The sequence below is a fragment of the Ralstonia mannitolilytica genome (assembly GCF_905397375.1).
In the GTDB taxonomy this organism is placed as follows: domain Bacteria; phylum Pseudomonadota; class Gammaproteobacteria; order Burkholderiales; family Burkholderiaceae; genus Ralstonia; species Ralstonia mannitolilytica.
In genome coordinates this window covers 391,038-416,972 of sequence record NZ_CAJPVG010000001.1, presented here as the reverse complement: position 1 = coordinate 416,972, position 25,935 = coordinate 391,038, and the positions used below count along the sequence as shown (strand labels likewise).

General features: G+C 67.1%; 23 protein-coding genes. 15 read left to right on the top strand and 8 right to left on the bottom strand.

From position 1 onward, the window contains the following. Positions 1 to 62 precede the first annotated feature (62 nt). Genes KHN96_RS01810 through KHN96_RS01800 form a run of 3 tightly spaced genes read left to right on the top strand, consistent with a single transcriptional unit; the run spans position 63 to position 3,669 of the window. Positions 63 to 527 (top strand): (2Fe-2S)-binding protein, encoded by a 465-nt coding sequence (locus KHN96_RS01810; protein WP_062738777.1) that lies wholly within the window; start codon positions 63 to 65, stop codon positions 525 to 527. Further along, complete coding sequence (locus KHN96_RS01805) at positions 524 to 2,731, top strand: xanthine dehydrogenase family protein molybdopterin-binding subunit (RefSeq protein ID WP_062738778.1); 2,208 nt, start codon at positions 524 to 526, stop codon at positions 2,729 to 2,731. The genes KHN96_RS01810 and KHN96_RS01805 overlap by 4 nt, the downstream gene beginning before the upstream one ends. An 8-nt stretch (positions 2,732 to 2,739) precedes the next feature. After that, complete coding sequence (locus KHN96_RS01800; RefSeq protein WP_062738779.1) at positions 2,740 to 3,669, top strand: LysR family transcriptional regulator; 930 nt, start codon at positions 2,740 to 2,742, stop codon at positions 3,667 to 3,669. Here the strand turns inward: KHN96_RS01800 and KHN96_RS01795 are convergent. Continuing rightward, the gene (locus KHN96_RS01795; RefSeq protein ID WP_181817438.1) at positions 3,645 to 4,661 is read right to left on the bottom strand and encodes an AraC family transcriptional regulator; all 1,017 of its coding nucleotides are present in this window, start codon (positions 4,659 to 4,661) and stop codon (positions 3,645 to 3,647) included. The genes KHN96_RS01800 and KHN96_RS01795 overlap by 25 nt on opposite strands. A 171-nt stretch (positions 4,662 to 4,832) precedes the next feature. Between KHN96_RS01795 and KHN96_RS01790 the strand changes: the two genes are divergently transcribed. The 7 genes from KHN96_RS01790 (at position 4,833) to KHN96_RS01760 (ending at position 14,166) form a co-directional block, all read left to right on the top strand. Further along, positions 4,833 to 5,966 carry an acyl-CoA dehydrogenase gene (locus KHN96_RS01790; RefSeq protein ID WP_045219507.1) on the top strand — a complete coding sequence of 378 codons (1,134 nt, stop codon included), beginning with the start codon at positions 4,833 to 4,835 and terminating at the stop codon, positions 5,964 to 5,966. Between the two features lie 61 nt (positions 5,967 to 6,027). Then, positions 6,028 to 7,722: an AMP-binding protein gene (locus KHN96_RS01785; protein WP_062738780.1), complete on the top strand. Its 1,695-nt coding sequence runs from the start codon at positions 6,028 to 6,030 to the stop codon at positions 7,720 to 7,722. 72 nt (positions 7,723 to 7,794) lie between these two features. Then, positions 7,795 to 9,342, top strand: coding sequence for a CoA-acylating methylmalonate-semialdehyde dehydrogenase (locus KHN96_RS01780; RefSeq protein ID WP_062738781.1), 1,548 nt, complete (start codon positions 7,795 to 7,797; stop codon positions 9,340 to 9,342). 19 nt (positions 9,343 to 9,361) lie between these two features. Next, positions 9,362 to 10,255, top strand: a complete 894-nt coding sequence (gene mmsB / locus KHN96_RS01775) for a 3-hydroxyisobutyrate dehydrogenase (protein WP_062738782.1) — start codon at positions 9,362 to 9,364, stop codon at positions 10,253 to 10,255. Continuing rightward, the gene (locus tag KHN96_RS01770) at positions 10,255 to 11,052 is read left to right on the top strand and encodes an enoyl-CoA hydratase (protein WP_062738783.1); all 798 of its coding nucleotides are present in this window, start codon (positions 10,255 to 10,257) and stop codon (positions 11,050 to 11,052) included. Before mmsB ends, KHN96_RS01770 begins: the two co-directional genes overlap by 1 nt. Further along, on the top strand, positions 11,049 to 12,200 hold the full coding sequence (locus tag KHN96_RS01765; protein WP_062738784.1) for an enoyl-CoA hydratase/isomerase family protein: 1,152 nt from the start codon (positions 11,049 to 11,051) through the stop codon (positions 12,198 to 12,200). Before KHN96_RS01770 ends, KHN96_RS01765 begins: the two co-directional genes overlap by 4 nt. Before the next feature lie 196 nt (positions 12,201 to 12,396). Next, positions 12,397 to 14,166 carry a phospholipase D-like domain-containing protein gene (locus tag KHN96_RS01760; RefSeq protein WP_062738785.1) on the top strand — a complete coding sequence of 590 codons (1,770 nt, stop codon included), beginning with the start codon at positions 12,397 to 12,399 and terminating at the stop codon, positions 14,164 to 14,166. A 27-nt stretch (positions 14,167 to 14,193) separates the two neighbouring features. On the opposite strand, the gene KHN96_RS01755 is transcribed toward KHN96_RS01760, so the two are convergent. After that, complete coding sequence (locus tag KHN96_RS01755) at positions 14,194 to 15,687, bottom strand: acyl-CoA synthetase (RefSeq protein ID WP_062738786.1); 1,494 nt, start codon at positions 15,685 to 15,687, stop codon at positions 14,194 to 14,196. A 162-nt stretch (positions 15,688 to 15,849) separates the two neighbouring features. On the opposite strand from KHN96_RS01755, the gene KHN96_RS01750 reads away from it, so the two are divergent. After that, a complete protein-coding gene (locus KHN96_RS01750) occupies positions 15,850 to 16,065 on the top strand; it encodes a helix-turn-helix domain-containing protein (RefSeq protein WP_045219522.1) in 216 nt (71 codons plus the stop codon). Between the two features lie 408 nt (positions 16,066 to 16,473). On the opposite strand, the gene KHN96_RS01745 is transcribed toward KHN96_RS01750, so the two are convergent. Both KHN96_RS01745 and KHN96_RS01740 read right to left on the bottom strand, forming a co-directional pair. Beyond that, complete coding sequence (locus KHN96_RS01745; RefSeq protein ID WP_062738787.1) at positions 16,474 to 18,417, bottom strand: S9 family peptidase; 1,944 nt, start codon at positions 18,415 to 18,417, stop codon at positions 16,474 to 16,476. Between the two features lie 78 nt (positions 18,418 to 18,495). Beyond that, on the bottom strand, positions 18,496 to 18,723 hold the full coding sequence (locus KHN96_RS01740) for a hypothetical protein (protein WP_147282544.1): 228 nt from the start codon (positions 18,721 to 18,723) through the stop codon (positions 18,496 to 18,498). A gap of 110 nt (positions 18,724 to 18,833) precedes the next feature. On the opposite strand from KHN96_RS01740, the gene KHN96_RS01735 reads away from it, so the two are divergent. Further along, positions 18,834 to 19,346 (top strand): ferritin-like domain-containing protein, encoded by a 513-nt coding sequence (locus KHN96_RS01735; RefSeq protein WP_045219528.1) that lies wholly within the window; start codon positions 18,834 to 18,836, stop codon positions 19,344 to 19,346. 202 nt (positions 19,347 to 19,548) lie between these two features. Here KHN96_RS01735 and KHN96_RS01730 read toward each other — a convergent pair whose 3' ends face one another. The 3 genes from KHN96_RS01730 to KHN96_RS01720 all read right to left on the bottom strand — a co-directional run bounded on the left by KHN96_RS01730 (position 19,549) and on the right by KHN96_RS01720 (position 20,956). After that, a complete protein-coding gene (locus KHN96_RS01730) occupies positions 19,549 to 19,785 on the bottom strand; it encodes a DUF6566 family protein (protein ID WP_147282545.1) in 237 nt (78 codons plus the stop codon). Positions 19,786 to 19,829: 44 nt separating this feature from the next. Then, on the bottom strand, positions 19,830 to 19,991 hold the full coding sequence (locus tag KHN96_RS01725) for a hypothetical protein (RefSeq protein WP_181817437.1): 162 nt from the start codon (positions 19,989 to 19,991) through the stop codon (positions 19,830 to 19,832). Between the two features lie 71 nt (positions 19,992 to 20,062). Further along, positions 20,063 to 20,956: a manganese catalase family protein gene (locus KHN96_RS01720; RefSeq protein ID WP_045219532.1), complete on the bottom strand. Its 894-nt coding sequence runs from the start codon at positions 20,954 to 20,956 to the stop codon at positions 20,063 to 20,065. 167 nt (positions 20,957 to 21,123) lie between these two features. On the opposite strand from KHN96_RS01720, the gene KHN96_RS01715 reads away from it, so the two are divergent. Together KHN96_RS01715 and KHN96_RS01710 are read left to right on the top strand one after the other, a co-directional pair. Beyond that, entirely contained in the window at positions 21,124 to 22,419 is a 1,296-nt protein-coding gene (locus KHN96_RS01715) for an Nramp family divalent metal transporter (RefSeq protein ID WP_062738789.1), read from the top strand. Positions 22,420 to 22,503: 84 nt separating this feature from the next. Next, positions 22,504 to 22,881: an ABC transporter substrate-binding protein gene (locus tag KHN96_RS01710; protein WP_115044478.1), complete on the top strand. Its 378-nt coding sequence runs from the start codon at positions 22,504 to 22,506 to the stop codon at positions 22,879 to 22,881. Between the two features lie 12 nt (positions 22,882 to 22,893). Here the strand turns inward: KHN96_RS01710 and KHN96_RS01705 are convergent, their stop codons facing one another. Next, a complete protein-coding gene (locus tag KHN96_RS01705; protein WP_045219540.1) occupies positions 22,894 to 24,438 on the bottom strand; it encodes an FAD-dependent oxidoreductase in 1,545 nt (514 codons plus the stop codon). Between the two features lie 183 nt (positions 24,439 to 24,621). Between KHN96_RS01705 and KHN96_RS01700 the strand changes: the two genes are divergently transcribed. After that, positions 24,622 to 25,929 carry an O-acetylhomoserine aminocarboxypropyltransferase/cysteine synthase family protein gene (locus KHN96_RS01700; protein WP_062738791.1) on the top strand — a complete coding sequence of 436 codons (1,308 nt, stop codon included), beginning with the start codon at positions 24,622 to 24,624 and terminating at the stop codon, positions 25,927 to 25,929. Positions 25,930 to 25,935: the final 6 nt, after the last annotated feature.

Here is a 25,935-nt window from a genome sequence, read left to right as displayed (position 1 = left end):
GCGGCTTCATATTGCAGCCAGGCGCGGCCGCACAAGACGGCCCGATTCTGGAGGAGACAATGATGACCGAGATTATGGTCAATGGCGCGCCCCATGCGCTGGATGACGCCGATGCCGACATGCCCCTGCTGTGGGTGCTGCGCGATCGGCTGAAGCTGACGGGCACCAAGTTCGGCTGCGGCGGCGGCTTTTGCGGGGCGTGCACCGTTCATCTGGATGGCGCACCGATCCGCGCGTGCATCACGCCGGCATCGGCCGCGGCCGGGCACAGCGTGACCACCATCGAAGGCCTGTCGAAAGACGGCACGCACCCGCTGCAACGCGCCTGGGTGGCCGAAGACGTGCCGCAATGCGGCTACTGCCAATCGGGGCAGATCATGTCGGCCGCTGCGTTGTTGGCGGCAGGCGCGCCCGTCAACGACGAGACCATCACGAATGCCATGGCCGGCAACATCTGCCGCTGCGGCACCTACGGGCGTATCCGCCAGGCCATCAAGCGCGCCGCCGACGAGCGAGGCAAGGCATGAACGCGCCGCGTGACTTGCATGCACCGTCGCGCCGCCGCTTCCTGCAGCAGAGCGCGCTGCTGACGGCGGGGCTGGCGGTCGGCTTTCGCTTGCCCGATGCACTGGCCGCCGGCAAGGATGGCGCCGCGGGGGGATTCGAACCCAATGCGTGGGTGCGCGTGCTGGCCGACAACACCGTCAAGATCGTCGTCCACAAGCACGATTCGGGCACCGGCACGCAAACCGCGCTGGCCGCCTGCGTGGCCGAAGAGCTGGATGTGGACCCGATGCGCATTGCCGTCGTCACGCCGGAAGATCCGTTCTTCCAGGACTACATCCATCCGGTCTGGAAGGTGTATTCCACCGGCGGCAGCACCAGCGTGTCGCTCGAATATACGCGCCTGCGGCAAGCCGGCGCCACGGCGCGCGCGATGCTCATCAGCGCGGCGGCGCAACGTTGGGGCGTGCCCGTGGCCGCTTGCAGCACCGCAGACGGCACCGTCATCTGCAATGCCGACGGCCGCAAGGCCACCTACGGCGAACTGGCCGATGCGGCGGGCCGTCTGCCTGCGCCTGCCAACGTGACGTTGAAGGATCCAGCGGACTTCAAGTACATCGGCAAGCTCAGGCATAAGCGCGATGCGCTGGCCAAGGCGACGGGCCGGTTCCAGTACGGCATCGATGTGTCGTTGCCCGGCATGCTGGTGGCGGTCGTGCAGCGTGCGCCCATGCCCGGTGCACGTGTGCGCCGCATCGACAGCGCCGAGGCGTTGAAGGTGCGCGGCGTGCGCCAGGTCATGACCATCCCGATGCGCGCCGATGTGCTGGGCGGCAACCAGGAAGGCGTGGCCGTGCTGGCCGACGACTACTGGGCCGCCAACAAGGGCCGCGCGGCCCTCAAGGTCGAGTGGGACGACAGCGCCTTCGCCGATTTCGACAGCGGCCATGTCGCGCAGCACCAGGCCGCATGGCTTGCCAGCGGCAAGGCGCGCGTGGTGCACAGCGTGCAGACCGGCAACACGGACGTGGCGATGGCCCACGGCGCCAAGCGCATCGATGCGGCGTATCGCATGCCGTACAAGCAGCAGAATCCGCTGGAACCCGTCAACATCACCGCGTGGTTCAAGGACGGCGCCATTCAATACTGGGGTGGCATCCAGGTGCCATCCACGGCGATGGAAGCTGCCGAGGTGATCTGCGGCGTGCCGCGCGAAAAGGTGGTGCTGCACGAGATGGTGTCGGGCGGCAGCTTTGGCGCGCGCGAGAGCAAGTACTGGCTGTTCGAAGTCAGCTACCTTGCCAAAAAGACGGGCGTGCCCGTCAAGCTGATGAACAGCCGCGAAGACGAGATGCGCGCGCTGTACGGCCACCCCGCCACGTATCACCGCCTCGAAGGCGCGCTTGATGCGCAGGGCCGGCTCGATGCGCTGCGCATCCGCGCGGTGTCGCCCGCCTCGCCGGAACAGTGGGAGCCAGGCTACTTCGACCGCCCCGATCGCATGGACTACAGCACCACCGAGGCCCTCTCGAAGTGGGATTTTCCATATCGCGCCAACCACATGGACATCGGTTGGGTGCGGCACGAAACGGGCATCCCGACGGGCTGGTACCGCGCCGTCAGCTTCATCCCCAACGTCTTCGCCACCGAGAGCTTCATCGATGAACTCGCTGTGGCGGCCAGGCGCGATCCGGTTGATTTCCGCGTCGCTCACATGGCCGACCGGCCCCGGCATGTCGACGTGCTGCGCGCCGCCGCACAGCGTGCGGGGTGGGGAAACATGGCGCACGGCCACGCACTGGGCGTCGCCACGCATCAGGCGTACGACAGCTACATCGCCGTGGTGGCGCAGGTGGCGCGCAAGGACGGCCGCGTCGTTGTCGAAAAGCTCACCTGCGTGGCCGACGTTGGCCTTGCGGTCTCGCGCACGGGCGTGGAGGAGCAGCTGTACGGCGGGCTGATGTGGGGCCTCGGCCATGCGCTGTTCGATCGCATCGACATCCAGGGCGGCGCGGTGCAGCAGAGCAACTTCCACGACTACCCCGTGATGCGCATGTCGGACATGCCCGCCATCGACATCGTCATCGTCGATGGCAACCGCGACAAGCCCGGTGGTGTGGGCGAGCTGGCCAACCCGCCGGTGGCGCCCGCCATCGCCAATGCCATCTTCCGGTTGACCGGCAAGCGGCAGCGCGAAACGCCGTTCAACTTCGGTCTGAAGGCGTAGGGCATACCGTGGACATCCGCCTGCTGCGTTATTTCTCAGTGCTGGCCGACGAGCTGCACTTCGGCCGGGCGGCGGCGCGCCTGTTCATGTCGCAGCCGCCGCTGAGCCAGCAGATCCGGCTGCTGGAAGACGAGATCGGCACGCCGCTGTTTGTGCGCAGTCACCACCGCGTGGAACTGACGGCCGCCGGACGCACGCTCAAGGAGCAGGCGCCGCTGGTGTTCGCCCAGCTCAACCGCGCGCTGGACCTCACCCGGCAGGCGGGCCGCGGCCAGGTGGGCGAGCTGGAAATCGGCATGATCAGCTCGGTGATGGTGGGGCTGCTGCCCGAAGCGCTACGCCAGTTTCGCGAGCGCTACCCCGGCGTCGAATGGCATCTGCAGGAGATGACCCCCGCCGCGCAAGTGGCCGCGCTCAAGGAGCGCCGCATCGATGCATGCATCTTCCGGCTGGGGCAGGAAGACCCCGCCGTGTGCAGCGAACTGCTGCAGCACGAGCCGATCGTGATGGCACTGCCGGCCACACACCGTCTGGCCGGGCACACCAGCCTGGCCCTCGGCGACTTTGCCGGCGAGCCGTTTGTTGCGTTCGAATCCAAGCGATCGCGCTTTGCCGATCATCTGCTGCATCTGTGCATCCAGGCCGGCTTTGCGCCGCTCGTGCGCCAGCAGGTGACCGAAGTGCAGACGCTGTTGGCGCTGGTGAGCGCGGGCTTTGGTGTGGCGCTGCTGCCGGGCTCGACGGCGAACCTGGCGCCGCCCGGTGTGGTCTTCCGCCCGCTGGAGCCGGCGCTGCCTGCTGTGCCGCTGTACGTCCACTATCGTGTGGACGATCACTCGCCGGTGCTCAAGGCGTTTCTGGAGACGCTGCGGGAAGTGAGCGGCACGGCCGGGGACGCCGTCGCCGCGCAGCCTCAGCCCGCGCGGGCCGGCCGATAGTCGGTCGGTCGCATGCCCGTCCATTTGCGGAACGCGCGGTGAAAGGCGCTCGGTTCCGCAAAACCGACCGCGGCGGCAATGTCCGCAATCGTGCGCCGCGTGTCCTGCAGCAGGCCAATGGCGATGTCACGCCGCAGGTCGTCCTTGATGGATTGATACGTGTGGCCCTCGAGCTTCAGGCGCCGCCGCATGGTGGCCTCGGCCACGTTCAGTTTGAGCGCCATTGCGTCCGACGCGGGCCAGCTGGCCACGGGCAGATTGCGCAGCGTCTTGCGCACGCGCGCGGCGAAGGAATCGGGGTTGCGGTACTTGACGATGAAGTTGCCCGGCGCGTCGCGCAGGAACGTCTTGCTCGACGCGGCCGTCTGAATGACCGGCAGGTCCAGAAAATCGGGCGACAGGTCGACGTACGACGCATCGTGCCTGAACACCATGTCGTCGCAGAACATCAGGCGATATTCCTGCGCATCCTGCGGCGCCGCACAACGGAAGCGCGCGGCAATGAACGGAATGCGCCGCCCCACGAGCCAGCACACCAGCCCGTAGACCATGATGAGCCACGTGGCGTAGGTGAACATGGGCGGCACCCGCGTGCCCTTGCGGTGCACAAAGACGAGGCGCACACGCTGATCGTCTTCTTCAACGCGCACATGCAGATCGTCCAGCACCAGGCGCAGAAAACCCGTGGCCCGGGCGAGCGCCTGCCGGCCCGTGCGGGCGGTCAGCGCCGCCTGCGTCATCGCCACGAAGCTGCCCCAGCGCATGGGGTGCGCATCCTGCCCGAAGAACTCGTCGTCCATGGCCTGCGCAATGCCGGCCCACAGCGCACCGTACTGCGCCGATGACACGCGGCTGCGCGGCTGCGCCAGCATCTGCGGCGTGATGCCTGCGGCGGCCATGATGGGCTGCATGTCCACGCCATGCGCGCGGGCGCGCGTCACGGCCTCGTTGACGAGGCTGACAGAGACGGTTCCTTTTTCGTTGTTTTTCATCGGTATGGCAAATCCGCTCACGCAAGTTGATCGTGACGGGCATCGAAGCCGCCCAGCCGCGTGCCTACACTTTTTCCCCATCGAACCGGAGCGCCGCGGGCTGCACAGTGTAAGGCGCCTGCACAGGCAGCGTCACGCGGCACCGGTCAGCAAACAAGCAAGAGCCAAGCGATGGACGACCTCTATACCGAAGAGCAGCGGATGATCCAGGACGCCGCGCGCGATTTTGCCACCGAGCGCCTGGCGCCCAACGCCGCGCAGTGGGACCGTGACGGCGCCTTGCCCGACGAGGTGGTGCGCGAGATGGGTGAGTTGGGCCTGCTAGGCATGATCGTGCCCGCGGAGTGGGGCGGTTCGTACACGGACTACGTGGCCTATGCGCTCGCGCTGGAGGAGGTGGCCGCCGGTTGCGCTGCCAGCGCGACGATGATGAGCGTGCACAACTCGGTGGGCTGCGGCCCGATCCTCAAGTTCGGCACCGAGGCGCAGAAGGCGCGTTACCTGCCGGATCTGGCCACTGGCCGCGCGATTGGCGCGTTCTGCCTGACCGAGCCGCATGCCGGCTCCGAGGCCAACAACCTGCGCACGCGTGCGGTGCTGCGCGACGGCAAGTGGGTGCTCAACGGCAACAAGCAGTTCGTCACCAACGGTGCACGCGCGAACATCGCCATCGTCTTTGCCGTGACGGACCCTGAGGCGGGCAAGCGCGGCATCTCCGCCTTCATCGTGCCGACGGACACGCCGGGCTTTCACGTTGGGCGGCCCGAACACAAGCTCGGCATTCGCGCGTCTGACACCTGCCCGATCACGCTGGAAGACTGCGCCGTGCCCGAAGAGAACCTGCTGGGCGAACGTGGCGAGGGCTTGAAGATCGCGTTGTCGAACCTGGAAGGCGGACGCATCGGCATTGCCGCGCAGGCCGTGGGCATTGCGCGCGCTGCGTTCGATGCGGCACGCAACTACGCGAATGAGCGCATCCAGTTCGGCAAGGCGCTGCGCGAGCACCAGACCATCGCCAACATGCTGGCCGACATGGCCACGCGCCTGAATGCGGCGCGCCTGCTCGTTCACCACGCGGCGCGCCTGCGCAGTGCAGACAAACCGTGCCTGTCGGAGGCCTCGCAGGCCAAGCTCTACGCATCGGAACTGGCGGAAGAAATCTGCTCCAACGCCATCCAGATCCACGGCGGCTATGGCTACCTGGCCGACTACGCCGTCGAGCGCCACTACCGCGATGCACGCATCACCCAGATCTACGAAGGCACCAGCGAAGTCCAGCGGATGGTGATCGCGCGGCACGTGTAGCACGGCCCGCGCACATCGACCGCATACGAAAGAGCGCAAACGCGCCGACCAGGAGACGACGATGAACGAACCGGTATCTGCAGCACAGGGTTTTGTGGAAGCGCGCGATTTTCTGCTGCGCCATCGCACCGACTACGACCGGGCGTATCGCGAGTTTGCGTGGCCGACGCTGGACACGTTCAACTGGGCGCTCGACTACTTCGATGTGATGGCGCGCGGCAACGACAACCCGGCGCTGTGGATCGTCGATGACGCGCATGGCGAAGGGTTGAAGCTGTCGTTTGCGCAGATGTCGGAGCGCTCGTCGCGCATGGCGAACTTCCTGCGTGGGCTTGGCATCGTGCGGGGTGACCGTCTGCTGCTGATGCTGCCGAACCGTGTCGAACTGTGGGACGTGATGCTTGCGGCGATGAAGCTCGGTGCGGTGGTGCTGCCGGCCACGACGCAGCTTTCGCCGGATGACGTGCGCGACCGCGTTGAACTGGGCGGCGCGCACTGCGTGGTTGTCGACGCGGCGGAGCTGCACAAGTTCGACAGTGTGGATGCAAGCGTCAAGCGCATCGCCGTGGGCGCGCAGCGCGAAGGCTGGATCGACCTGGCAGCAGCATACGAGGCGCCCGCCCAGTTCGTGCCCGAGGGGCCGACCAAGGCGACCGATCCGTTGCTGCTGTACTTCACCTCGGGCACCACGTCCAAGCCGAAGCTGGTCGAGCACACGCACCAGAGCTATCCGGTCGGCCACCTGTCGACGATGTACTGGATCGGCCTGCAACCCGGCGACATCCACTGGAACATCAGCTCACCCGGCTGGGCGAAACACGCGTGGAGCTGTTTCTTTGCCCCGTGGAATGCGCAGGCCTGCGTGTTCGTTTACAACTACGCCCGCTTCGTGCCGAAGGACACGCTGGACGTGCTGGTGCGCTTCAACGTGACCACGCTGTGCGCGCCGCCCACCGTGTGGCGCATGCTGGTGCAGGAGCCGCTGGCCACCTACGCCGTCAAGCTGCGCGAGATCGTCGGTGCGGGCGAGCCGCTGAACCCCGAGATCATCGAGCGTGTGCGCAGCGCCTGGGGCGTGACCATTCGCGACGGCTTCGGCCAGACCGAGACCACCTGCCAGATCGGCAACACGCCGGGGCAGCCGGTCGTGCCGGGCTCGGTCGGGCGCCCGCTGCCCGGCTACCGCGTGGAACTGGTCGACCACGACGATCAGCCCGCCAGCGAAGGCGAAATCGTGCTGCCGCTCTCGCACCGCCCGCTCGGCTTGATGCAGGGCTACGCCAACAACGCCAAAGCCACGGCCGAGGCCATGCGCAACGGCTATTACCACACGTCCGATGTGGCGATGCGGCGCGACGACGGCTACTTCGTCTACGTGGGTCGCACCGACGACGTGTTCAAGTCGTCCGACTATCGGCTGAGCCCCTTTGAGCTGGAAAGCGTGCTGATCGAGCACGAGGCCATTGCCGAGGCCGCCGTGGTGCCGAGTTCCGATCCGCTGCGGCTGTCCGTGCCCAAGGCGTTCGTGACGGTGCGCCAGGGCTATGAGGCCGGCCCCGAACTGGCGCGCGCGGTGTTCCTGTTCTCGCGCGAAAAGCTGGCGCCCTACAAGCGGATCCGCCGGCTGCAGTTCAGCGAGCTGCCCAAGACCATCTCCGGAAAGATCCGCCGCGTGGAACTGCGTCGGCTGGAGCTTGAACGCACGCCGCAACCGGCTCGCCTGCCCGGCGAGTACTGGGAAGAAGACTTCGCCTGATTTGCCCGTCCCGCATTGAACCCATTACCGCTACCGCCACCGCAACCGATACCGAATCGCCAGGAGACTCCCATGAGCGCCGTTGCTTCCCTCGCTTCCGCCAAGCCTGCTGCACAGCAGGACACCCCGCCCACCGTCAAGCTGCTGATCGGCGGCGAATTTGTTGAATCGCAGTCGAAGGAATGGCGCGACATCGTGAACCCCGCCACGCAGGAAGTGCTGGCGCGCGTGCCGTTTGCCACGGCCGGCGAAGTGGACGCGGCCATCCGCTCCGCACACGCTGCGTTTGCCACGTGGAAGAACACGCCGGTCGGCGCGCGCATGCGCATCATGCTGAAGTTCCAGGCGCTGATTCGCGAGCACTCGCCGCGCATTGCCCGCACGCTGACGGCCGAGCAGGGCAAGACGCTGCCCGATGCAGAAGGCGACATCTTCCGCGGGCTGGAGGTGGTGGAGCATGCGTGCTCGGTGGGCTCGCTGCAGCAGGGCGAATTCCTGGAGAACGTGGCGGGCGCGGTCGACACCTACACGCTGCGCCAGCCGATTGGCGTGTGCGCGGGCATCACGCCGTTCAACTTCCCGGCCATGATTCCGCTGTGGATGTTTCCGATGGCCATCGTGTGCGGCAACACGTTCGTGCTCAAGCCTTCGGAGCAGGATCCGCTGTCGACCATGCAGCTCGTTGAGCTGGCGCTGGAAGCCGGGGTGCCGCCGGGCGTGCTGAACGTCGTGCACGGCGGCAAGGACGTGGTGGATGCGCTGTGCACGCACGAGCATGTGAAGGCGATTTCGTTTGTCGGGTCCACCGCGGTCGGCACGCATGTGTATCGCCTCGGCAGCGAGCACGGCAAGCGCGTGCAATCGATGATGGGCGCGAAGAACCACGCCGTGGTGCTGCCGGACGCGAATCGCGAGCAGGCCATCAATGCGCTGGTGGGTGCGGCCTTCGGCGCAGCGGGGCAACGCTGCATGGCGACCTCCGTCGTCGTGCTGGTGGGCGCCGCGCAGCAGTGGGTGCCGGATCTGATCGCCAAGGCAAAAACGCTCAAGGTGAATGCCGGTGTCGAGCCGGGTACCGATGTCGGCCCCGTCGTGTCACGCGCCGCCAAGCAACGCATTCTCGGGCTGATCGAATCGGGCGTGCAGCAGGGCGCCACGCTGGCGCTCGACGGCCGCAATGTGCGCGTCGCGGGTTACGAAGACGGCAACTTCATCGGTCCCACCGTCTTTACCGACGTGAAGACCGATATGGACATCTACACCAACGAAATCTTCGGGCCCGTGCTGCTGGTGCTGACCGCGCCTACGCTGGACGATGCGATTGCGCTGGTCAATGCCAACCCGTTCGGCAACGGCGTGGGCCTGTTCACGCAGAGCGGTGCGGCGGCGCGCAAGTTCCAGAGCGAGATCGACGTGGGGCAGGTCGGTATCAACATTCCCATTCCGGTGCCCGTGCCGTACTTCAGCTTTACCGGCTCACGCGGCTCCAAGCTGGGTGACCTGGGCCCGTACGGCAAGCAGGTCGTGCAGTTCCACACGCAAACGAAGACGGTCACGGCGCGCTGGTTTGACGACGCGGTCGATGCCGGCGGCGTAAATACCACCATCAGCCTGCGCTGATCGCACCGGGAGCGTTGACATGAAAATCGCATTCATCGGCCTGGGCAACATGGGTGCCCCGATGGCGCGCAACCTGCTCAAGGCGGGCCACGCGCTGACCGTCTTTGATCTGAATACGCAGGCCGTGGGCGCGCTGGTGGAAGCCGGTGCCATGGCCGCTGCATCTCCCAAGGACGCCGCGACGGGCGCGGAAACCGTGATCACCATGCTGCCCGCCGCCGCGCATGTACGCCACGTGCTGACGGCGGAAGACGGCGTGCTGGCGGGTATCGCCAAGGGCGTGCCCATCATCGATTCGAGCACCATCGACCCGGCCAGCGTGAAGGCGTTTGCCGCGCTGGCGGCCGAGCACGGCAACACCTTTGTCGATGCGCCGGTCTCGGGCGGCACGGGCGGCGCGGCAGCCGGCACGCTGACGTTCATGGTCGGTGGCACCGCACAGGCGTTCGAGCAGGTGCGTCCGGTGCTGTCCGCCATGGGCAAGAACCTCGTGCATTGCGGCGACACCGGCGCGGGCCAGGGCGCGAAGATCTGCAACAACCTCGTGCTCGGCATCACCATGGCCGGCGTGGCCGAAGCCATGTCGCTGGGCGAGGCGCTGGGCATTGACCCGAAGGTGCTGGGCGGCATCATCAACACGTCGACGGGCCGGTGCTGGAGTTCAGACACCTACAACCCGTTCCCGGGCGTGATCGAGACCGCGCCGTCGTCGCGCGGCTACACGGGCGGCTTTGGCACCGACCTCATGCTCAAGGATCTGGGCCTGGCCGGTGACGCAGCAAAGTCCGTCCGTCAGCCGGTCTACCTGGGCGCGTTGGCGCAGCAGCTCTATCAAACCGTGAGCAGCAAGGGCGATGGCAAGCTGGATTTCTCCGCCGTCATCAAGCTGTATCGGAAAGACGGAGCGGCGTGATGATCGAACTGGAAACGCTGCATGAGGGCACCGTCGCAGTGCTGACGCTCAAGCGTCCGCCGGCCAACGCGTTCACCCCGGAAGGTCTGCTGCAGCTGCAAGGCACCGTCGAGCGATTGAACGCCGATGCACGCGTGCGCGCCATCGTCGTCACCGGCGATGGGCCGAAGTTCTTCAGCGCGGGCGCCGACCTCAACACCTTTGCCGATGGCGATCGCGATGTCGCGCGCGAGGCCGCTGCACGTTTCGGTGCCGCGTTCGAGGCGCTGCAGAATGCGCGCCCGGTGGTGATCGCCGCCATCAACGGCTTTGCGATGGGCGGTGGCCTGGAGTGCGCGCTGGCATGCGACATCCGCATCGCCGAGGCCCATGCCAAGCTGGCCGTGCCGGAGACGGCCGTCGGCCTGCTGTGCTGCGGTTGCGGCACGCAGACGCTGCCCTGGCTCGTGGGTGAGGGCTGGGCCAAGCGCATGATCCTGACCGGCGAACGCGTCGATGCGCAGACCGCCCTGCGCATCGGCCTGGTGGAAGAGGTGGTGGAAACGGGCGCTGCTCGCGAAACCGCCATCGCCATGGCGCTGCGGGTGACGACGTTGAGCCCGCAGGCCGTCACCTTCAGCAAGCAGCTCATCCATCAGGCGCGCAATGGCGTGCCGCGCAGCGCGGCGCTGGCCGTGGAGCGCGAGCGCTTTGTCGATCTGTTCGACCACCCGGACCAGCGCGAGGGCGTGAATGCCTTTCTGGAGAAGCGCGCGCCGCGCTGGCATTCCTCACACGAATCGGAGACGCTGCAATGAGTGCCGTCCAACTGCAGGCGGCGACGCCCCAGGCCGCCGCTGCCGAGCCCGAGGTGTTGATGCGCGTGGTGAACCGCGTGGCCGTCATCACCTTGAACCGGCCGTCTGCGCTGAATGCGCTGTCGCACGGCATGGTGCGCCAGTTGGCCACGCTACTGGAGCAATGCCGCCATGACGACGGCATCGCCGCGCTGGTGCTGCGCGGCGCGGGCCAGAAAGGCTTCTGTGCCGGCGGCGATGTGCGGGCGCTCTATCAGCTGGCGCAACAGGGCCGCATGGACGGCGACGACGGCTGGCTGCAATTCTTCGTCGACGAATACCGGCTCGACTACGCGCTGCACCAGTTCCCGAAGCCCATCGTTGCGCTGATGGATGGCATCACCATGGGCGGCGGCATGGGCCTCGGGCAGGCCGCACGGCTGCGCGTCGTGACCGAGCGCACGAAGATGGCGATGCCGGAAACGCGGATCGGTTTTCTGCCCGACGTGGGCGCCACGCGCTTTCTGAGCGTGATGGCGCCCGAGCTTGAGCTGTATGTCGGCCTGACGGGCGTGACGCTCACCGGCGCCGATGCGCTGCATTGCCACCTGGCCGATATGTGCGTGCCTGCCGAATGGCTCGCCTCGTTCGAAGACCGCCTGCAGCGCATGCCGCACGATGGCGACCTCATGCAGGCGTTGCGCCGCGTATTCGAGCCGCCGTGCAACATCGTTCCGCACGCGCCGCTTGCACAGGCGATGCCGTGGGTGTTGCGCTATTTCGACCGGCGGTCTTCGGTCGATCGCATTGTGGCCACGCTGCGAGAGAGCCTCGAACGCGAACCGGCACGCGAGCCGCGCCAGTGGCTGCAGGCGACGCTTGACGCCATGACCACGCATTCGCCGACGATGCTGCATGTCACGCGCGAAGCGTTGCTGCGGGGCCGGCAGTTGTCACTGGCGGAATGCTTCCAAATGGAGCTGGGCATCGTTGCGCGCGGAATCCAGGAAGGCGATTTCTGCGAAGGCGTGCGCGCGCATCTGGTGGATAAGGATCACCGGCCCGGCTGGGCGCCGGCCACGCTGCCGCAGGTGCGGCCCGAGCGGGTGCGGCATTTTCTGACGTCGCCCTGGCGGGCGGAGGTACATCCGCTGGCGGGGCTTGGTTGAATCGCCGGGGGTCGGTATGCCCGAAAATGGCGGGTCGTCCACCTCCATGCTGGTCGATCCGCAGGCCAGAGCGAAGCCACCTTGACGTTGCCGCCTGCCAACCTGCATGGCGGCCAGGTTTCGGTGCCCGGCGTCAGATGGTTGTCACAATCGCGGTGCTAACTGGACGGATGCTCTGCCACCCCAGGAGGCTCCCATGGCGACATCCGTCGATTCATTTCAGGTGAAGGTGTATCAGGGCGACAGCGCCGTGCTGTTCGCCTTTGATGTGGCCGATGCCGATCGCGCCGATCTGGCCGGTTTTGCCATCCAGTGCACGCCGCAGGGCGGGGCACCTTACTGGGTGCCCAACCGGCTCACCTTCGACACGCCCATCCATGCAGATGCGCCGCTGAAGGCCGGCCACTATGCCGATTCCATCGACGCGCCGTTTCAGTCGTTCCACTGGGTCCACTTTCCGCCGCATGCCGCTGCGCAGCTGACTTACACCGTGCACGCGCGCTACTTCGCGTCGACGAACCCTGTGCAATTGGAGACGCGCGCCACGCGCACCGCCACTGTCACGCTGCAGCAGCCGATGAGCGATTGGGCCACCGTGGGCATGGTGCGTGGGTATGTGTCGTCGCAGGCGTTCATCGATCACTACGGCGGCAACACCGCGCTGGCGCCGGACAAGCGCGCGCAGACAAAATCGCCGCTGCTGTACGACACGCAGCCGTATCAGAACAAGTACGCCTACCTGGGCGCCACCGGCCGCCGTCTCATCATCGATCTGCTGAACCAGTGCCATGCGTCCGAGGGCTACGGCATCGACGTGCTGGCCTATGATCTGGACGAGCCCGACATCATCCGTGCGATTGCGTGGCTTGCGCAGAACGGCCGCAAGGTCCGCGTGATTCAGGACAACTACGTCGGCACTGGCGCCAGCCCGACGGGCCATGGCACCGCCAACGCGTTTGAGACGCAAGCGACTGACTACTTCCGGCAGGCCGGCGCCGATGTCCGCCGCACGCACCTGGCGCGGTTCCAGCACCACAAGGCCATCTTGCTGCGTGATGCGGCCGGCAAGCCGGTGCGCGTGCTGGCCGGTTCTGCCAACTTCTCGCTGCGCGGGTTGTATGTGCAGGCCAACAGCGTGCTCGTGTTCGAGCAAGACGCCGCGCAGCTATATGCGCAGGTGTTCGAGCGTCTGTGGGGATGGATCGGTCAATACGGTGAAGACGCCGCCGGCAGCCGCAAGGTGGCCGCAGCCTTCCGCGCCGACGCGCTGGCCGCCAGCTGGCAGGCGGTGCCGCAAGGCAGCACGCCGCGTGCGCGCTTCGGCTTCTCGCCGCATCAGACCGATGCGTTGCTGACGGAAGCGGCCGACCGCGTGAAGGGCGCGCTGTCGTCCGTGCTGTTTGCGGTGATGGCCACCGATGGCGGCGGCGAGATGCTGACCACGCTCGAACAGGTGGTGCCGCACAAGGCTGGGCTGCTCTCGCTGGGCGTGATCGACAAGCAGGGTGGTGTCGATGCCTTTGCGCCCGGCCGCGATGTGCCGTCGCAAACCGTGTCGTTCGCGTATTTGAAGGACGAAGCGCCTGCGCCGTTCAAGCAGGAAGTGGATGCCGGCACCGGCCAGCACATCCACCACAAGTTTGTCGTGTGCGATTTCAATGGCGATGAGCCGGTCGTGTTCTGCGGCTCGTCCAACCTGTCAAAGGGCGGCGAAGAGCAGAACGGCGACAGCCTGATCGCCATCTACGACCCGGCCATCGTCACGGCCTATGCGATCGAGGCCATCCGCCTGTTCGACCACTACCGCTTTCGCGCGGGGGAATCGAAGGCCACGGCCGACAAGCCGCTGGTGTTGAAGCCGACCGGCGCATGGGCCGACCCGTACTACGATCCGCAGAACATCAAGTTCACGGAGCGCACGCTGTTCGCCAAGTCGGGCACAGCGCAGGAGGCGGTAGTTGCGTGACCGATGCCGGCGGCGGTGCGTGCAGCCTTATACGCGTCGCTGCCGGTCGCCCCACCACGCATCGCGCAGCCGGCGCTTGGCGATCTTGCCGTTGTCGTCGCGCGGCAGTGCTGTGGTGAATTCAATCTGGCGCGGGATCTTGAAGCCTGCAATCTGCCCGCGCAGCCATTCGATCACGGGTTCGGCCTGCGGGTCTTTGCGTTCGGTCTGCACCACCGCGACGAGGCGCTCGCCGTATTCATCGCACGGCACGCCAAAGACGGCGCAGTCGACCACATCGGGGTGGCGCAGCAGCGCATGTTCGATCTCGGCCGGGTAGATGTTCACGCCGCCCGAGATGACCATGTCCGATGCGCGGTCGCACACATACAGGTAGCCGTCGGCATCGAGATAGCCCATGTCGCCGAGCGTGACGAGGCCGTCGCGCTCGATCTTGCGGCGCGCCTCGTCGTTGCCGCGGTAGGTGAAATCGGGGTAGGCGGGCTGGCGGCTGTAGATCAGGCCGATCTCGCCCGTCGCGCATGGCGTGCCGTCTTCGCGCAGGATGCGCACCTCGGCGTCGCACACCGGGCGGCCCGCGCTGCCGGGGCGGGCGGCTGCGTCGCGCGGGTCCATCACCGTGATCATGCCGGTTTCACTCGACGCATAGGTTTCATAGATGACGGGGCCGAGCCAGTCGATCATCTTGCGTTTGATCTCCGGCGCGCACGGTGCACCGGTGGACGCCACGAAGCGCAGCGAAGACAGGTCGTAGCGGCTGCGTTCTTCCTCCGTCAACTTGAGCAGGCGCACATACATGATCGGCACGAGGTAGACGGTGTCGATGCGGTAGCGCTCGATCTGCTCGAGCACGCGCAGCGCATCGAAACGCGCGTTCACCACCAGCAGCTCCGCCATCTGCGCGGCTTGCTGAGCGAAGAGGCTGGGTGCGCTGTGATAGAGCGGCGCCGGCACCAGCGCACGGCAGCCCGGCACGATACCGAACGTGGCCGCCACCACGGCACGGGCCTTCTGCAGATGCGCGTCGAGCTGGTCGAGCGGCACGGCCTGACGCACCACGCCCTTGGGCCGCCCGGTAGTGCCCGAGGTATAGGCCATGTGCCCGCGCGGCGATACCAGCGGCCCGTCGTACGGCGTCTGCAGCGCAAGCCAGTTGGCATAGCCGTCGGCACGGTCGGTGCCTTCGGCGTCCACGCGCAGCAGCTGCACATGGGCCGGCAGCAGCGGTTCCGCCGCGTCGACGAGATCGCGATGGCCGATCAATACCTTGGCGCCCGAATCGCGCACGAGGAATTCCACCTCGGCCGGCGTGAAGTGCCAGTTGATCGGGCAGAAGTAGCATCCCGCGATGCGGCAGGCGTGCATCACGTCGATGTAGGCCGGTGCATTGCGCAGCTGCACGCCGATCACGTCGCCCTCCTGCACGCCCATGCGGCGCAGACCGCCGGCAAGGGCGGCGCCGCGCGCGAGCAGCGTATCGGCGTCGGTGGGGCGATCGTCGAAGATCAGGTGGGCGGTCATGCGTGTCTCCGTGGTGACGGGCGCGAGGTCTCGGTGCCTCGGTCTGGCTGTGGTTCGAATCTACGCAGCATGCCGGATTGGACGGCGCTGAACAATCTGCTTGGGATTGCGCACACTGGTGAATGCCATTGAACAACGCCGAGCTGCTGTTCCTGCCCCGCCATGGAGCTCAAGCTCATCCACCTGTTGGTCGAGATCGTGGAGGCGCGCAGTTTTACCTCCGCCGCGCAAAAGCCCGCCATGACACGCTCGAACCTGAGCAGCCGTCTGAAGGCATTGGCGCGCGAAACCGGCGCGCAGTGGCAGCGCCGCTGCACGCGCGGCCTGGAGCTCACGCAGGCCGGCGAGCCGCTCTTTGAGCACGGACGCCGCACGTAGCAAATTCCTCTCCTGCGTCCGGCGTCACATCGGTAAGAGCCAACGCCCGTATCACTATTGCGCAGAGTCGCGCATAAGACGCTGGACACCCGTTTCGGCCGTTCGTATGGTCATTCACGGAAGGGCCATCCGAATGCGAGGCGGAGACCGGCGATGGCAACGGAGAAGAGCATGCAGACCACAGTGAGCGCGAACAAGGGGCGCGTGGAAGTGCGCGCAGATCGGGGCGAAGACGGCAGATGGCACAGCGAATTCCGGTTCATTCCCACAGACGGCGCACCGACGGGATGGACCGCCTCTGGGCTGCCGGAGGGTTTCATATCGCTTGGGATGGCGTTGAGCGCCGGCATCCTCCTCGGACGGATGTCGGCCGAAGGGTGGAAGACATAGCACGCATCCGGCCGCGCATCAGCGGTGGGGCGGCTCCAGCGCGAGCCACTGGGTGAGCCAGTCCACCGTGCGTGCTGCCGCGTCGATGCGGTACGACGGGCGGCCGTCCTCGAAGAAGTGGTGCCCGCCGCCAGGGTAGAGCACCAGTTCCGCCGGGGCTGCGTCGGTGGCGGCGAGCGCGGTGAAGAGCTGCTCGGCTTGCCCGCGCGGGCAGCGCTCGTCGTCCATGCCTTGCAGAAGCAGCATCGGCGTCACGGTATTCGCTGCACACGCAACCGGCGACAGGCGGTTGTACGTCTGCGGCGCGTCCCACGGGCTGCCGTCCAGCGCGTAGGGGTCGGCATACGGGCCCGAATCGGATGTGCCGAAATGGCTGCGCAGGTCGGCCACCGGCGCGGAGACGATCGCAGCGCGGAACCGGTCCGTCGTGCACGCCGCCCATGCGGCGAGATAGCCGCCATACGATTTGCCGGCAGCCGCGAGCATGCCGTTGTGCACGCCACTCGCGTGCAGCGTATCGGCCACCGCGAGGTGCTGCGGCAGGTCCAGCTCACCCCACCGGCCGCGCAGCCTGTCGCTGAATGCGCGGCCGAAGCTGCTCGAACCCACGGCGTTGACGGCCACGATCGTCCACCCGTGCGACCACAGGATGTTCCAGTACGGGTGTGATGCGAACGACAGCAGCACGTAGCTCGCCGGCCCGCCATGAAAGTCGATCAGCAACGGCCCCGGTGTGTGCGGCTGCGCACTGCGGATGACCCAGGCCCAGACCGTCTCCTCACCGCCCGCATCGCTCTTCACCACAAAGGGTTCGTAGCGCACCTCGGGCAGGCAGCGCTCGTACCACCATGCGTTGAGTGCCGTGAGTTGGCGCTCTTCACCGCTGCCGGCGTCCCAGACGTGCAGCTGCCCGGGCTCGCCGATCGACTCGGCCACGAAGTACAGCGTGTCGCCCGCGCGACTCATGGCCGAGATGTGCCTGAGGCCGGACAACACCGTCTCGGTGCGTCCGGACGCCGCGTCGATGCGCGCCACCTCCTGCAGGCCGTTGCGGGCGGCGATGGTCTCCACGGCATCGGACGCGGCAGACCAGTGCAGCGATTTGCCGGAAACCACTTCGATGTCCGCGCTGCCGAGCCCGCTGACGCTGCCCGTGCCGAGGTCGAGGCACCACAGCCGCGTCTGGGAATCTCCGCCGCACTCGCTGCCCGCAAAGGCGATGCGCTTGCCATCCGGCGAGGGCACCGGGTCTTGCACGATGGCCACTTCGTGCGTGAGCTGGCGCGCATCCGTGCCGTCGCGGCGCAGGGTCCAGATGTCGGTGCGGTGCGCCATCCTGCCTTCGCGCGTGCGTGTGTAGTACAGCGATTCGCCATCGGCACTCCACGTTGCGTGCCGGACTTCGTAGCGCCCCTGTGTGAGCTGCCGGTGCGCGCCGCTGCCGGCATCGACGGTAAACAGGTGCGTACGTTCATCGAGCGTGAAGCCGACACCGTCCAGCTTGTACGGCACTTCCGTGATGACCTGCACACCTTCTGCACAACGCTTGCCGTGCGTCGTGTCCGGCGGGTCGACGTGCGCGAGCGCGATGGCCAGCAGCGACCTTCCATCGGGCGCCCAGGCGAAGGTCTGCACGCCATTGGGCAGGTTCGTGAGCCGGCGCGCCTCGCCGCCGTGCGGGCGGATCGTGTAAATCTGCGGCGGTCCGCCGTCGCGGTCGGAAAGAAAGGCGATGGTGCGCGCATCGGGCGCCCATTGCGGGGCGCTGTCGAGCGCGGTGCCGCTGGTGAGCTGCCACGGCGGTTCGTCTTCGTTGCCGGCGATCCAGAGAGACGATCGGTATGCGTCGGCATGGGCGTCGATCGATTCCACGCAATAGACCGCGCGCTGTGCCGGGCACGCAGCCAGGCCGGTGATGCGCTCATGGTGGAGGATGTCGTCAACGGAGAAGGGGCGCGTCATGGCAGGTCTCACTGGGCGGGGCAAAAAAAAGGGCCCCGCAACGCATCGGCGAGGCCCGGGCCGGACGATGTTGCGGGCTTACTCCTGGCGACGCTGCTCTTCGTCGCGGCGCTCGCGGCGCTGTTCTTCATCGCGCCGGCTTTCGCGCTCGCGGTCTTCCTCGCGCCGGTTTTCCGCCGAGCCGCCCTCGCGGCGTTCCTCGTCGCGGCGGTTTTCGTTTCGGGACGTCTGACTGCTCTTGTCTTCGCTACGCTTCTGGTTGGACATCATTTGCTCCGTCGTTGGTGCAGGCAACAAGTCCTGCATGCACGATGCAGCAATGCGTGTGCCGCTCGCCGGACGCACGCCGCCTCTTGCCAGAGCGGCCAGGCCCGTGCATTGCGTTGTCGTTGGCTCCACTCGACACAGGAGTTCCTATGACCACCTCCGCCAAAGACCATCTGCTCGACTGGTTGCGCGACGCGCACGCCATGGAAGAACAGGCCGAACACATGCTGCGCTCCCAATCGTCGCGGCTCGAGCATTACCCGCAGCTCAAGGCACGCATCGATCAGCACATCGAAGAGACGCGGGAGCAGCAGCGCATGGTGAAGTCGTGCATCGACCGGCTCGGCGGCAGCACGTCGGCCATCAAGGACATGGCCGCGCGCATCACCGCATTCGGGCAGGGCCTGAGCGGCATGTTCGTCTCGGACGAAGTCGTCAAGGGTTCGATGGCAGGCTATGTGTTCGAACACATGGAGATCGCGGCGTATACGACGCTGCGCGCGGCGGCCCAGCACTGCGGCGACACCGAGACCGTGCGCGTCTGCGACGCGATCCTGCCGCAGGAGCGCGCCATGGCCGAATGGCTGTCGCAGCATCTGCCTGAAGTGACCCAGGCCTTCCTGACCCGCGCACAGACGCCTGGGCTCGAGGCCAAGCGCTGAGCGCGGGTCGCTCCGATGGCCGACATCCGCTGGATCTTCGTGGCGCTGCTATGCGTGGTGGCGCTCGCCTATGGCGCCCTGATCTAGCGCGCCGTGGGCGGCCGCGCGGGCAAGCGGCTGCATTCCCAGCCGGCGGTGTCGCAATGGAGCGGGTCCGGCCAATTCGAGGCCCGGCCCGCGAGCGGCGCAGCGCCGAGGGGGTTCACGGCTGATGCCGGTCGCCGCTCAGCAGCAGATGCGCCTGCTCGAGGCCGTCGCGCACGGCTTCACCGCGGGTCAGCCAGCCGCGCCACGCCTGCGTGAGCTGCGGCATCTCGATGCGCTCTGCGCCCTGGAGCACCGTCACCCGCGGCAGCCACACGCCTTGTTCGTTCTGGATCGCGTACACGAGGATCGTATAGCCGGCGTATTCCGCGCGCGCATCGGGAAGGTCGGACATGCGCGGCGCTGCATTGTTGTCAGAGGCGGGGGAAGCCATGTGCATCACCATCCCAGGTCCACCAGCATGGGGGCCGGCCGCGAACGCGGCACGGCCGCTTGCGAGGCGACGGCGCCGGGTATGGCGGCCGGGTCGTGCACCAGCGAATAGGCTGCAATGGCTGCGAGTGTGGTCACGACGATGGTCAGCAGTTCCTGGGTTTCCATGCGTGCTCTCCTGAAAGGCCCCTCCGCACCACGCCGGAACGGAAGGGCCGGCTCGAGTTGCGGGTTGCGGATTACGCGGTACCTTCTTCGTCCTGCGCGCCCATCTCGCCCAGTTCGGCGCCGGTGCGCGGGTCGGTGGCGGTGTCGGAGGCCTGGCGCTCCTTCATCGCCTGCAGCGTGGCGAGTTCAACGTCGCTCAACTGGACCGAGGCACTGCCGTCGCCGCCTGGGTCGGCCGGGATGGGCGGCTCTTCGACAAGCTCCAGGCCCGTGCCGCTGTTCCATGGCGCCTGCACCACCGGTGCCCCACGCGACATCTTGAAGTACGCATCGCTGAACTCCGGCACCGGCGGCAGCTTGCCCGGAGGGAAGTTGCCCGAGATGGAATACAGCGCCTTCTCGAACGACTTCTGGTGCGCAATCTCGCGTGTCATCAGGAAGCCGAGCGCCTCGCGCACGCCGGGGTCGTCGGTCACGTTCATCAGGCGCTCGTAGATGATCTTTGCGCGTGCCTCCGCGGCGATGTTCGAGCGCAAGTCTGCGGTGGGCTCGCCGATGGAGTCGATGTACGCGGCCGTCCAGGGCACGCCGCCGGAGTTGGTCAGCGCCGGACCGCCGCCATAGAGCACCTGCGTGACGTGGCTGTCGTTGCCAGCGCCGTTGAGCTTGCGGTACAGCTCGGCCTGTTCGTCCACGGCTTCGGCCAGCTCACCCTTGGCCCCGCGATTGAGCATGGCCACGATGGTGCCGATCACTTCCAGATGGCTCAGCTCTTCGGTGGCGATGTCGTAGAGCATGTCTTTGCGGCCCGGATCCTCTTCGGCCACCGCCTGCGTGAAGTAACGCATGGCCGCGGCCAACTCACCTTGAGGGCCGCCAAACTGCTCAAGTAGCAGGTTGGCGAGGCCCGGGTCGGTTTCGCTGACCCGCACGGTGTACTGCAATCGCTTGTTGTGCATGAACATGGGATTCTCCTGAGAGCGTGTTCAGGTGTGCGTATGCCGGAGTGGCGAAGGTCTGTCCGCAACGGCTGTTCCATCGCGCGCGGCCTTTGTGTATGCCGCTGCCGGTCGGCCCGGGAACGCCGATTGCGGATACCCGCAGCGCCACGCCCCTCCCTCCCATTGCGCCCATGGACGACAGTCTCCCCCTCGTGCACGACAAGCCTTCTGCCTCTGCCTGCGTGGTCGCGCAGGTGCACGACGTGCTCGAAGGGCGGCGCCGAGGCTGGCGGGTGCTGGCGCCCCTCATGGGGCCGGCCATCGTGGTGTCGGTGGCGTATACCGACCCGGGCAATATCGCGACCGGCATCCAGGCTGGCGCCGGCTATGGCTACCAGCTGCTGTGGGTGGTGGTGGCAGCCAACGTGGTGGCGATGCTGTTCCAGGCGCTGTCGGCGCGGCTGGGCATCGTCACGGGTCAGAACCTGGCGCAGCTGTGCCGCGCGCATTTGCCCGCGCCCGCCGCCCTGGCGATGTGGCTCATCAGCGAGCTGGCCGCCATGGCGACCGACCTGGCGGAGTTCGTCGGCGCCGCCGTGGGCATCGCATTGCTGACCGGCATGCCGCTGCTGCACGCGATGGTGGTGGCCGGCGTCGCGACCTATCTGCTGCTGACATTGCAGGCGCGCGGCTTTCGCAGCGTCGAACTGCTGATCGGGGCGCTGGTCGGCGTGATCGGTATCTCTTACATCATCCAGGTGTGGATGTTGCCCATTGCGTGGGGGGCGGCGCTGCGCCAGGCCGTGATGCCGTCTGCCATGCCGCCGGATGCGCTGATGCTGGCGGCGGGCATCGTGGGCGCGACGGTGATGCCGCATGCGCTCTTCCTGCACTCGGGGTTGACCGATACGCGCGTGCGCCCGCGCAGTGCGCGCGAGACTGCGCAACTGGTGCGCTATTCCAACGTGGAGGTGGTGGTGGCGCTGGCGGTGGCCGGCTGCATCAACCTGGCGATGGTGCTGGTAGCGGCCAGCGCGTTTCACGACGCACATGCCGACGTGGCCAGCATCGAAACGGCCTACGTCACGCTCATGCCGCTGTTCGGTGCGGCGGCGGCGGTCGTGTTCGTGGTGGGGTTGATCGCCTCGGGGCTGTCCAGTTCGGTGGTCGGCACGCTGGCGGGGCAGATCGTGCTGCAGGGCTTCCTGCACGTGCGCATTCCAGTCTGGCTGCGGCGGCTGATCACCATGGTGCCGGCGTTCATCGTCATCGGGGCGGGGGTGGACGCGACGCGGGCGCTGGTGCTCAGCCAGGTGGTGCTGAGCATGGCGGTGCCGTTTCCGATGGCGGCGCTGGTCTGGCTCACGGGTCGGCCCGATGTGATGGGCCCGCACGTGGCCGGCCGCGGCGTCGTGGTGCTGACCACCGTGGCCACGGTGCTGGTGACGGCGCTGAATGCGGTCGTGGTCATCAACAGCGTCTTCTGAGCGCCGAGCGCCTCAACGCACCACTGTCGGCCTCTGCTTGACAGTGTGCTCCTCCGGCGGGGCCGTTCGGGGCGCATCGCCCGCGTGGTCGCAGCGGGCGGCGGCAGGGTGGTGGGTGGCAGGAAGCATCCGCTCGGCGCCCCGGACTTTTCGTCCTACCTGCTGCAGGCGGTCGACTATTCCGCCATGCTCACGTGTCTCAACGCCGTGCAGGCTGCGGGCACGGACGACGCCGACCGCGTGATGGCCAAGCTCAGGTCGATGATGATCGACGACATGTACACCCAGGGCGGCTACGTGCGCGCCGACGGCATGATGCTCCACGACATCTGCCTGTTCGGGGTCAAGAAGCCGTCGGAGTCGGTGCGGCCGAGGGACTACTACAAGCCCGTACAGACGATTCCCGGGGAGCAGGCATTCCACACGCTGGCCGAGTCGACGTGCGCGATGGACGAGAAATAGCGCGGAAGCCGCTCAGCGCTGCTCTGTGTCGCTGCCCACGTCGATGCGCTTGAGCCCCACGTTGGCCGGCCCATGCAGCACGGCGCCGTCCGGGCCGAAGCGCGAGCCGTGGCAGGGGCAGTCGAAGCTCTTCTCCAGACTGTTCCAATGCACCATGCACTTCAGGTGCGGGCACGCGGCATCGAAGGTGTGCAGCACGCCGTCCTGGCTGCGGAAGGCGGCGACATGCCGGCCGATCGCCTTGACGACATGGCCTTCGCCCAGCGGGATGGCGTCCAACGCCGTGGCGGCGGCGCCGCCCAGCCAATCGGCATATCGCGCGGCGACGTTGGCGTTCTCGCGGGCATATTCGAGCGCGGCCGACAGCGACCTGCGCGACGGGTCATACAGCGCGGCCCAGGCATTGTCGCGGCCGCGCACGAGGTCGCAGATCAACATGCCGGCAATGGCGCCGTGCGTGATGCCGTTGCCGGAGTCGCCGGTGACCACGTAGACATGCGCGTCGCCCGGGTTCCGCCCGATGAAGGCGACGCCATCCACCGGCTCCATGACCTGGCCCGACCAGCGGTACAGCGGGTCGTCCACCACCGGGAAGCGCTGCTGCGTCCAGCGGACGAGCCGGGCAAAGCGCGCGTCGGCATCGTCGGCCTGCCCGACCTTGTGATCTTCGCCCCCGCTGATGAGCAACTGGTGATCGGCGTCGAGGTCCCCGGCGATGCGCACGTAATGGTAGGGGTCGGGCGTATCCCAGAACTGGCAGTTCGGCATGTCGCCCCGGCGCACCTTCATGGCGACCACGAACGTGCGGTAGGCCGCCTGTTTGGTGTGGATCGCAAACCGGTCGATGAACGGCGTGTTGGTCGCCACCACGACGCTGCCCGCGCGTATGCGGTGGCCATCGGCGGTAAGCACGCGGGCGGGGCTGCCGTCTTCGACGCCGGTTGCGCGCGTCTTGCCGTACACCTGGCCGCCGCGACGGCGGATGGCCTCGATGAGGCCGCCAAGATACTTCAACGGATGCAACTGGCCCTGCCGCGGAAACCGCAGCGCCGAGCGCAGCACCGCCTTGCCCGTCTGCACGGCGCTCACGCGCTCGACATCCACGAGCCCGGCGCGATGTGCCGCTTCGAACTCCTTGGCCAGCACGTCCTCATCCTCGGGCGATTCGACAAAGAGGTAGCCGTCCACCCGCTCGAAACCGCAGGCGATGGATTCCGCCGTGCAGATCGTCTCGATCCGGTCGATGGCGGCGGCGTGGCTTTGCGCGATCATGTGCGCGGCCTCGCGGCCGAGGTGGTCCTCGATGTGGAAGTAGCGGTCGTCGAACGCCGTCATGAGATGCGCCGTGGTGCGGCCCGTTTCACCGGCGCCTGCCGTGTCGGCGTCCAGCACGATGACCGATGCGCCGGCTGCGGCCAGTTCATAGGCGACCGACAGCCCGGCCATGCCGGCGCCAATCACGCAGGCATCGCAGGTCGCATCGCCCTGCAGCGGCGCGCTGGCCAGTTCGGTGTTTGCCGCCCAGTAAGAAGTCGTGGTGCCGCCATGGTTTGCCATTGTCGTGCTCCGTCGGAACGTGTGCCCTGCGTGCAGCGAGATTCGTGCCGCTGGCGGCACACGGCGTCGTGCGTGGATCACTCCCCGGGGCGGGCACAGCGAATAAGCAAAGACGAAAACGGTCGTTCGCACGCCGCGGGCCTGCCCATATGCTCGCCGGAACGACCTTCCGGAGACGCCAGCATGACGCAGCCATCCCTGAGCACGATCGCCCCCGCCTGGAAACTCGACACCGTTGCCGTGCACGGCGGCTACAGCGCCGACCCGACCACCCGCGCGGTGGCCGTGCCGATCTACCAGACGGTGGCCTTTGCGTTTGACGACACGCAGCACGGCGCCGATCTGTTCGACCTGAAGGTGCCGGGCAACATCTACTCGCGCATCATGAACCCGACCAACGATGTGCTGGAGAAGCGCATCGCCGCGCTCGAGGGCGGCATCGGGGCGCTCGCGCTGGCGTCGGGGCAGGCGGCTGTCACGTATGCGATCCAGACGATTGCGGAAGCCGGCGACAACATCGTTTCGGCCAGCACGTTGTACGGCGGCACCTACAACCTCTTTGCGCACACGCTGCCGCTGTCGGGCATCACCACGCGGTTTGCCGATCCGCGCGACCCCGCTTCATTCGAAGCGCTGATCGACGACCGCACCAAGGCCATCTTTGCCGAGACCGTCGGCAACCCGCTCGGCAACATCACCGACATTGCCGCGCTGGCCGAGATCGCGCACCGCCACGGCGTGCCGCTCATCGTCGACAACACCGTGCCGACCCCGTACCTGGCGCGCCCCTTCGAACATGGCGCCGACATCGTCGTGCATTCGCTGACGAAGTACCTGGGCGGCCACGGCACGAGCCTGGGCGGCGCGATCGTCGATTCGGGCAAGTTTCCGTGGGCCAAGCACAAGGCGCGCTTCAAGCGGCTGAACGAGCCGGACGTCAGCTACCACGGTGTCGTCTATACGGAAGCGCTCGGCGATGCGGCGTATATCGGCCGCGCCCGCGTGGTGCCGCTGCGCAATACCGGCGCGGCGCTGTCGCCGTTCAACGCGTTCCTGATCCTGCAAGGCATCGAAACGCTGGGCCTGCGCATCGACCGCATCACGCAGAACGCGGCGCAGATCGCCCGGCATCTGCGCGGCCATGCCAAGGTGGAGTGGGTCAACCACGCCAGCCTGGACGATCACCCCGACCACGGGCTCGTGCACAAATACCTGTCAGGCAAGGCGCCGGGGCTGCTCACGTTTGGCGTGAAGGGTGGTTTTGCTGCCGGGGCGCGTTTTCAGGATGCGCTGCAGTTGTTCACGCGGCTGGTGAACATTGGCGACGCCAAGTCGCTGGCAACGCATCCGGCATCGACCACGCACCGGCAGCTGTCCGAGGCGGAGCTTGCCAAGGCCGGTGTGCATCAGGAGACGATCCGGCTGTCGATCGGCATCGAGCATATCGATGATCTGCTGGCCGATCTGGATCAGGCGCTGGCGCGCGCCTGAAGCCGG